The organism is Klebsiella sp. K47 (assembly GCF_051858335.1).
GTDB classification, from domain to species: Bacteria; Pseudomonadota; Gammaproteobacteria; order Enterobacterales; family Enterobacteriaceae; genus Klebsiella; species Klebsiella pneumoniae.
On record NZ_JBPYUI010000001.1, the window covers coordinates 205,809 to 215,405 of the forward strand.

At 59.3% G+C, this 9,597-nt stretch carries 5 protein-coding genes and 1 pseudogene; all 6 read right to left on the reverse strand.

Going from position 1 to position 9,597, the window contains the following annotated elements; genetic code table 11:
* A pseudogene (locus RRF55_RS00995) lies at positions 1–618 on the reverse strand (DMSO/selenate family reductase complex B subunit).
* Between the two features lie 10 nt (positions 619–628).
* The gene (gene dmsA / locus RRF55_RS01000; protein WP_004147794.1) at positions 629–3,067 is read right to left on the reverse strand and encodes a dimethylsulfoxide reductase subunit A; all 2,439 of its coding nucleotides are present in this window, start codon (positions 3,065–3,067) and stop codon (positions 629–631) included.
* 200 nt (positions 3,068–3,267) lie between these two features.
* A complete protein-coding gene (serS, locus tag RRF55_RS01005; protein WP_021313336.1) occupies positions 3,268–4,560 on the reverse strand; it encodes a serine--tRNA ligase in 1,293 nt (430 codons plus the stop codon).
* 90 nt (positions 4,561–4,650) lie between these two features.
* On the reverse strand, positions 4,651–5,994 hold the full coding sequence (rarA, locus tag RRF55_RS01010; protein WP_019704639.1) for a replication-associated recombination protein RarA: 1,344 nt from the start codon (positions 5,992–5,994) through the stop codon (positions 4,651–4,653).
* Between the two features lie 8 nt (positions 5,995–6,002).
* Positions 6,003–6,614, reverse strand: a complete 612-nt coding sequence (lolA, locus tag RRF55_RS01015; protein ID WP_002898132.1) for an outer membrane lipoprotein chaperone LolA — start codon at positions 6,612–6,614, stop codon at positions 6,003–6,005.
* A 122-nt stretch (positions 6,615–6,736) separates the two neighbouring features.
* Positions 6,737–9,597 (reverse strand): DNA translocase FtsK (gene ftsK / locus RRF55_RS01020; protein WP_395032516.1); only part of this gene is annotated, 2,861 nt, incomplete at its 5' end.

Here is a 9,597-nt window from a genome sequence, read left to right on the forward strand (position 1 = left end):
TCACACCTCCTTCGGGTTCGCCAGGTAACCGGTGGTATCGCCACACGGCCGGGCATTGGCGTTAGGTTTGATAACGATACTCGGCCGGGTAAAGTGCGCCGACGACAGCGGCGCTACCGCGGCCAGCTGGCCGTGCTTAGCGCGCAGTTCGGCAATCGGCCCGAAATCCAACGCCCGCAGCGGGCAGGACTCGACGCAGATCGGCTTTTTCCCCTCGGCGACGCGCTCGTGACAGCCATCGCACTTGGTCATATGGCCTTTGTCGGCGTTATACTGCGGGGCGCCGTACGGGCAGGCCATATGGCAGTAGCGGCAGCCAATGCATACCTCTTCGTTGACCACCACAAAACCGTCTTCGCGCTTATGCATCGCGCCGCTCGGACAGACCTTGGTGCAGGCCGGATCTTCACAGTGGTTACAGGCGATGGAGAGGTAATAGGCAAACACGTTCTGCTACCAGACGCCGTTGTCCTCCTGCCAGTCGCCGCCGGCATATTCATAGATGCGGCGAAAGCTGACCTCCGGGGTCAGGTTCTTGTAGTCCTTACAGGCCAGTTCGCAGGTTTTGCAACCGGTGCAACGGGCGGAATCAATAAAAAATCCATACTGAGTTGTCATCGGTTACTCCTTACAGCTTCTCAACCTGAACGAGGTTGGTATGCGACGGGTTTCCCTTCGCCAGCGGCGACGGACGCTGGGTGGTCAGCACGTTGATGCTGCCCGCCTGATCCACACGCGAGGCGTCCGGGTTGTACCAGGCCCCTTCCCCCAGCGCGACGACGCCCGGCATCATGCGCGGCGTCACCTTCGCTTCGATATGCACTTCACCCCGATCGTTGAAGATGCGAATACGATCGCCGTTGGCAATGCCGCGCTTGCGGGCATCGATCGGGTTAATCCACATCTCCTGCCGACAGGCGGCCTTCAGCACATCGACGTTGCCGTAGGTCGAGTGGACGCGAGATTTATAGTGGAAGCCGGTGAGCTGTAGCGGGTATTTCGCTGTCAGCGGATCGTTGTAGTTTTCGAAACCCGGGGTGTAGATCGGCAGCGGATCGATAACATCCCCTTCCGGCAGCTCCCAGGTGGCCGCGATTTTCGCCAGATCCTGCGAGTAAATTTCGATCTTGCCCGAAGGCGTGGTCAGCGGATTAGCCTGCGGATCCTCACGGAAGGCTTTGTAGGCCACATGATGACCTTGCGGATCGCGCTGCTTATAGATGCCCTGCTGACGGAAGGTGTCGAAATCCGGCAGGTCGGGAATCGCTTTGCGCGACTGCTCATACAGATAGCGCATCCAGCCTTCCTGGGTACGGCCCTCGGTAAACTGCTCTTCGACGCCCAGACGCTTTGCCAGTTCGCTGGTCATCTCATAGATGGTTTTGCATTCAAAGCGCGGCTTGATGGCCTGATCGGCAAAGATAACGTAGGACATGTTGCCGCAGGAGGCATCCAGCGCGAAATCCATCTGCTCGGAGGCGGTACAGTCCGGCAGCAGAATATCAGCGTATTTCGCCGAGGAGGTCATATGGCAGTCAATGACCACAATCATCTCGCATTTCTTGTCGTCCTGCAGGATTTCGTGGGTCCGGTTGATCTCAGAATGCTGGTTAATCAGACAGTTGCCCGCATAGTTCCAGATCATTTTGATCGGCACGTCGAGCTTATCTTTACCGCGTACGCCGTCGCGCAGAGCGGTCATTTCCGGGCCGCGCTCAATCGCATCGGTCCACATAAACATCGAGATACTGGTCTCAACCGGATTCTCCAGCGTCGGCATACGCTCAAAAGGCAGACTATACGAGCCCTCGCGCGCCCCGCTATTGCCGCCGTTGATCCCGACGTTACCCGTCAGAATGGCGAGCATTGAGATGGCGCGGGTGGCGATCTCACCGTTGGCGTGACGCTGCGGACCCCAGCCCTGGCTAATATAGGCCGGTTTGGCGGTGGCAATTTCGCGCGCCAGTTTAACAATGCGTTCGCGCGGAATACCGGTAATCGTCGAGGCCCACTCCGGCGTTTTGGCGATACCGTCAGTGCCCTGGCCAAGAATGTAAGCTTTGTAATGACCATTGGCTGGCGCACCGGCGGGCAGCGTTTTCTCGTCGTATCCTACGCAGTATTTATCGAGGAACGGCTGATCGACCAGATTCTCGGTGATCATCACCCACGCGAGGCCCGAAACCAGTGCCGCATCGGTCCCAGGACGAATCGGGATCCATTCATCTTCACGCCCGGCGCCGGTGTCGGTATAGCGCGGATCGATGATTATCATCCGGGCATTGGATTTCTGCCGCGCCTGTTCAAGGTAGTACGTCACCCCGCCGCCGCTCATCCGCGTTTCGCCGGGGTTATTGCCGAACAGCACCACCAGCTGACTGTTTTCAATATCCGATGGGCTGTTGCCGTCCGCCCAGCCGCCGTAGGTGTAATTCAGACCGGCAGCAATCTGCGCTGATGAATAGTCGCCATAATGGTTGAGATAGCCACCGCAGCAGTTCATCAGACGGGCAATCAGCGTTTTCCCCGGCGGCCAGGAGCGGGTCAGCGTCCCGCCGAGCGTGCCGGTGCCGTAGTTCAGATAGATGGATTCATTGCCGTACTCTTTAATCAGCCGCTGCATATTGCTGGCGATGGTATCCAACGCCTCTTCCCAGCTGATTTGCTCGAACTTGCCCTCACCGCGTTTACCAACGCGCTTCATCGGGTACTTCAGACGGTCCGGATTATAGACCCGGCGGCGCATTGAACGCCCACGCAGGCAGGCGCGGACCTGGTGCAAACCGTCATAGTTATCGTCACCGGTATTATCGGTTTCGACGTATTTAATCGCGCCATCCACCACGTGCATGCGCAGCGGGCAACGGCTACCGCAGTTGACGGTGCAGGCGCTCCAGACCACCTTCTCACTGGCGGGCGCCGGCGTATCGGCAGCATGCGACAGTCGGGTAAAGGGTAACGTTAGTGCGTTGCTGGCCAGCGCCAGGCCGCCTATTGCCGTGGTTTTCATCAGACCACGGCGGCTTACCTCAGCAGCCAGTAAAGCATCAGGGGCTTTAATTTTCATGGATACTCGCTTTGGTTGCTCACAATAAACTGACAAGCGTTATATAGACATATATATAATGCTTTGCGATATTATTGGTTTTTTATGCTGGTTTAACCCAAAGGGAGTATCACTGCATTCGCGGCAAGGATTATTGCCCGGTATCAATAAGGGCGTAAAAAAAGCGCCCGCAGGCGCTTTTAAAAGAAGGAGTGAGAAGTTTAGCCGATATATTCGAGGCCGCGCATATACGGGCGCATCACTTCCGGGATCTCGATACGGCCATCAGCCTGCTGATAGTTTTCCATCAGCGCCACCAGCGTACGACCTACTGCCAGGCCAGAACCATTCAGGGTATGAACGAGACGGGTCTTCTTATCGGACTTGCTGCGGCAGCGAGCCTGCATACGACGCGCCTGGAAATCCCAGACGTTGGAGCAGGAGGAGATCTCACGATAAGTGTTTTGCGCCGGAACCCATACTTCGAGGTCATAGGTTTTGCAGGCGCTGAAGCCCATATCGCCGGTGCACAACGCGACCTTACGGTACGGCAGGCCCAGCAGCTGCAGCACTTTCTCGGCGTGACCGGTCATCTCTTCCAGCGCGGCCATAGAGTCTTCCGGGCGGACGATCTGCACCATTTCAACTTTATCGAACTGGTGCATACGGATCAGACCGCGGGTGTCGCGGCCATAGGAACCGGCTTCAGAGCGGAAGCACGGCGTATGGGCGGTCATTTTGATCGGCAGATCGTCTTCGTCGATGATTTCATCGCGCACCAGGTTGGTCAGCGGCACTTCCGCCGTCGGGATCAGCGCGTAGTTGCTGCTGTCAGCCTCTTCTTCCAGCGGACGGGTATGGAACAGGTCGCCGGCGAATTTCGGCAGCTGGCCAGTGCCATACAGGGTGTCCTGGTTCACCAGGTACGGGACATAGTTTTCGCTGTAGCCATGCTGTTCGGTGTGCAGATCCAGCATGAACTGCGCCAGGGCGCGGTGCAGACGGGCCAGCTGCCCTTTCATCACCACGAAGCGCGAGCCGGTGAGCTTAACGGCGGCGGCAAAATCCAGCCCCCCGTGCATTTCACCCAGCGTCACATGATCGCGCACCTCAAAATCGAACTGACGCGGCGTACCCCAGCGGCTAACTTCAACGTTGTCGTTTTCGTCGCGACCAACCGGCACATCATCATGAGGAATATTCGGGATCGCCAGCGCGATATCGCGAATTTCCGCCAGCAGCGTTTCCAGCTCGGATTTTGCAGCATCCAGTTGTTCGCCAAGCTTGTTAACTTCCAGGCGTAATGGCTCGATGTCTTCCCCGCGCGCTTTCGCCTGGCCAATGGATTTCGATCGGGAGTTACGCTCCGCCTGCAGGTTTTCCGTTTGCACCTGCAGAACTTTACGACGCTCTTCAAGCGCGCGAAGTTTATCTACATCCAGCTTAAAGCCCCGGCGTGCCAGTTTTTCTGCGACTGCGTCTGGCTCGGTACGCAGCAGATTGGGATCGAGCATGCTTATCCTGTGCTTATCGAATTAAAAAAGAAAAGTGGCCGCAGACTACGACCACGGAAATAGTGTAATAACCTTACCGCAACGCCTCAATTAGCGGTAGCGTTTTATCGGGCTATTTTGATCCTGTTCAGCGAGCCAGGCGAGCTTTTCGCCAATTTTGCCCTCAAGCCCCCGGTTTGTCGGGTGATAATAGCGCGTTTGCGCCATTTCCTGCGGGAAGTACTGCTCGCCGGCGGCGTAGGCGTTGGGTTCGTCATGAGCGTAACGATACTCCTGGCCGTAGCCCATCTCTTTCATCAGCTTCGTCGGCGCATTGCGCAGATGCACCGGAACGTCGTAGTCAGGACGATCCCGCGCGTCGGCCAGCGCCGCTTTGAAGGCGGTGTACACCGCGTTGCTCTTCGGCGCGCAGGCCAGATAGACAATGGCCTGGGCAATCGCCCGTTCGCCTTCCGCCGGCCCGACGCGGGTAAAGCAGTCCCACGCCGAAATGGCGACCTGCATCGCCCGCGGGTCGGCGTTGCCGACATCTTCCGAGGCAATCGCCAGACAGCGGCGAGCAACGTACAGCGGATCGCCGCCGGCGGTGATGATCCGCGCGTACCAGTAAAGTGCCGCATCCGGCGCGCTACCGCGCACCGACTTATGCAGGGCGGAAATCAAATCGTAGAACCGGTCGCCTTTATTATCAAAGCGCGCGCTGCGCTCGCCAGCGATCTCGGTCAGCAGTTCCGCCTTCAGCACCCGCTTGCCCGAGTCATCGCTTTCGGCCATATCGGCCATCATTTCCAGGGTATTCAGCGCTCGCCGCGCGTCGCCGTTCACTAGCTCGGCAATGGCCCTGCGGGTCTCATCCGGCAAAACGATATCCTGGTCGCCGTAGCCGCGGGTTTTATCGTTCATCGCCTGGTCAAGCACCCGCTCGATATCGTCGGTGGTGAGCGATTTCAGTAAGTAGACGCGGGCGCGGGAGAGCAGCGCCGAGTTAAGCTCAAAGGAGGGGTTTTCGGTGGTCGCGCCAATAAAAGTGATGGTGCCGTCTTCAATATGCGGCAGAAAGGCATCCTGCTGGCTTTTATTAAAGCGATGCACTTCGTCAACAAACAGGATGGTCCGCCGGCCGGCGTTGCGATTTTGCCGCGCGCGCTCAATAGCCTCGCGAATCTCTTTCACCCCGGAGGTTACCGCTGAGATCCGTTCGACATCGGCGCTGGCGTAGCGGGCAATCACTTCCGCCAGAGTGGTCTTGCCGGTACCCGGCGGCCCCCAGAGGATCATCGAATGCAGGTGCCCGGCCTCAATGGCCCGCGGCAGGGGTTTACCCGGCGCCAGCAGGTGCTGCTGGCCAATATACTGCGCTAAATTTTCTGGCCGCATGCGAGCGGCCAGAGGTTGAAACGCGTTGTCGGAAAAATCGAGCGACAGATTGCTCACTTTCGCCTCTACTTACGTTGATCGTCCACCGTCACCCCTTTCGGCGGCGTAAAGGTGAACTTAGCTGCGTCGACGGCGCCGTTCTGCTGCGATTTCAGCTGATAGCTGCTGCGCTGATCATCCTGCTCGACGGCGCTGAACTGATGGATAGTGCCGTCCCGACCGACGTTGATCGTGAACTGCTTGAGGTTGCCGCTGCCGCTTTTTGGCGTCAGCACAAAATCATCGCCATTTTGCTTGATATTATATTGCTGCCAGTCGCTGGACTGGTTGCGGGCAATCAGCATAAACGGCGTGTTGCTGGTGGCGTCTTTCAGCCAGGTCGCCGTGGCCTGCTCGACGAACGGATTATAGAACCACAGCGTTTTACCATCCGAAACGAGGACGCTCTCATCCGGCTGGGTCATATGCCAGTTAAACAGGTTCGGGCGTTTCACCCACAGGTCTCCCTGCCCGTCCTGCACGGCGTTACCGCTGCCGTCGGTAACTTTTTGCGTGAAGCTGGCATGGAAGCTGCTCACTTTATCAAGACGGCTTTTTAAGTCGCTGGCCGCATCTGCCCAGACCTGGCTGACGACCATACCAGACAGTAATGCACAGGTGATTGCGAGTTTTTTCATTGTTCTTCCTTAATGTGCGTCACTCCCGACGCGGGAGCCTCTTCTGCCCCTACTGTAGGACCGCCGGCGGCGGTGGGACAGAAGAATTGGCTGATTTTGCGCTTATTTACCCAACTTTGCACTCATTCAAAGGGCGGCGGCGCCAGCACTTCGCGGTTACCGTTATGGCCCTGCTCGCTGACGATACCCTGCGCTTCCATCTGTTCGATAATACGCGCGGCACGGTTATAGCCGATGCGGAACTGACGCTGAACCCCGGAAATCGACGCTTTGCGCTTCTCGGTCACAAAGTTGACTGCCTGATCGAACAACGGATCCAGCTCTTCCCCGCCGTCGAAGCCGCCACCGCCGCCTTCGCTTTCGCTGTCGGAGGTAATGCCATCCACATATTGCGGGCGACCGCGGGCTTTCCAGTCCTGAACCACGGCGTGGACTTCCTGGTCGCGCACAAACGCCCCGTGGACACGCACCGGCGTGGTAGAGTTCGGCCCGGAGTAAAGCATATCCCCCATACCCAGCAGCGATTCCGCGCCGCCCTGATCGAGAATGGTACGTGAGTCAATTTTACTCGACACGGTAAAGGCGATGCGCGTCGGGATGTTGGCCTTTATCAGGCCGGTAATAACATCTACCGACGGACGCTGTGTCGCCAGCACCAGGTGGATCCCCGCCGCGCGCGCTTTCTGCGCCAGGCGAGCGATCAGCTCTTCCACCTTTTTGCCGACGGTCATCATCAGATCGGCGAATTCATCCACCAGCACCACGATGTACGGCAGTTTTTCCAGCACCGGATGTACGGCGTCCATGCTGTCGCCAGGCTTCCAGTACGGATCCGGGATCGGACGTCCCATGCGCGCGGCTTCGGCGATCTTCTCGTTGTAGCCCGCGAGGTTACGCACGCCCAGCGCCGACATCAGCTTGTAGCGGCGCTCCATCTCATTGACGCTCCAGCGCAGCGCATTGGCGGCGTCTTTCATGTCGGTGACCACTTCCGTCAGCAGGTGCGGAATTCCTTCGTAGACCGACAGCTCGAGCATTTTCGGGTCGATCATAATGAAACGCACATCTTCCGGCTGCGCCTTGTAGAGCATGCTGAGGATCATGGCGTTGACGCCAACAGACTTACCGGAACCGGTGGTACCGGCCACCAGCAGATGCGGCATTTTCGCCAGATCGGCTACTACCGGATCGCCAGCGATGTCTTTGCCCAGCACCACGGTGAGCGGAGATGGGTTATCACGGAACTTGGCGTTGTCGAGCACTTCACGCAGGTAGACGGTCTGGCGTTTTTTATTCGGCAGCTCAAGCCCGACATACGGTTTGCCCGGGATCACCTCCACCACGCGCACGGCGACCGTTGACAGCGATCGCGCCAGGTCCCGTGACAGGTTAGAGATCCGTGCGGCCTTAACGCCAGGCGCCAGATTCAGTTCGAAGCGGGTGATCACCGGCCCCGGTGAGTAGTTCACCACATCCGCTTTAATGCGGAAATCGGCGAGTCGCGCTTCCACCAGGCGTGCCATCTGCTCGAGAGCAAAGGTATCCACCGGCTCGACTTCACTCGGCGGCGGGGTAAGCAGATCCAGCGACGGCAGTGGCGTGGTCGGCTTTTGCAGCGGTCGACTATCGCCATTGCGCATCAGCAGCGGGTGGATCAGGCTCTCCTGCGGCGCAGGGGCGGCAGGCTGATGCCCCTGAGGGGCAACCGGTTGTTGCGGCTGCACGGGCTGCGACGCAGTCGGATAGGACTGCGGCTGCGGCGGCACAGGCTGATGGTGTATCGGCTGATGCTGCGCAGCTTGATAACCCTGCTGCGGAGCGGCCGCCGGTTGTTGATAGCGCTGGGCCGGCTGCTGCGGCTGGACTTCCGGCGTCGGCGTAAACAGCGGTTCGCTCGGGCCGTCATTGACCAACGTTTTCATCGGCGAGAATTCATAATCTGCCGGCGAGAACGGGTTGGCGCCCGGCGGCTGCTCGGTAGCGTACCGCTGCTGCTGGGTAGCGGCAAACTGACGCGCCAGCTCCGCTTCCGCCGCGGCGTCGGCCTCATCGTCATCAGTCGCGTTATCGTCTTCCCAGCGATGACCGTAGCGCTGCTGCTGGGTGGCGGCGAACTGGCGAGCCAGTTCATCCTGCTCCATAGCATCCGCTTCCTCATCCGAGAGCAGCTCATCATCATAATGCGGATCGCGCTCCGCCTGCCGCGCGCGCTGTTCCGCCTCCCGCTGCGACGGTAGCTTGATGCCGTAGGAGGCCAGTTCCCGACGCGTAGGAACACGCACGCGATTGGGCCGCGGTAGTTTTGGACCGATGCCCTCTTTCACCTGAACCCGTGGGCCGCTGGACGCCGGGCTGAACAATGGCGTAGCCGCAGCGGATGCGGCAGTGGACGAGGTTGCTGCCGCCGCGCCGCCGCTGGCGGCGGTAGCCTGATGCACCCCAGCCGCTACCGCAGAGACTACGGTTGTCTCCACTGGCGGTTTGGACGCAGTGGTCGGCGGCGTCAGCGGTTTAGTGGCAATCGGACTTTCCGGCTCAGGAATTGGCTGATACCACGAGGCCAACAGCTCGCGTTCGCGCGCCCGCTTCTCTTCCACTTCCTCGAAATAATAGAGCGGCGGACGTTTCACTTCCTCCTGCACAACCTCGGGCTCTGGCTCCGGTGGGGGAACTGGCGCGCTTTGCGGCTGATACGCCGCTGGCTCCGGCTGATACGGCTGCGGCGCGGGCTGGCCGGCATGCGGGTCGTAAGCCGGCTGCTGGTAGGTCTGCGGCGCGGGCTGACCGGCATTCGGATCGTAAGCCGGCTGCTGATAGGTCTGAGGCGCAGGCTGACCGGCATAGGGATCGTAAGTTGGCTGCTGATACGGCGCTGGCTCAGGCTGATAGGCCTGCGGCGCAGGTTGACCGGCATACGGATCGTAAGCCGGCTGCTGATACGGCGCTGGCTCAGGCTGATAGGCCTGCGGCGCAGGTTGACCGG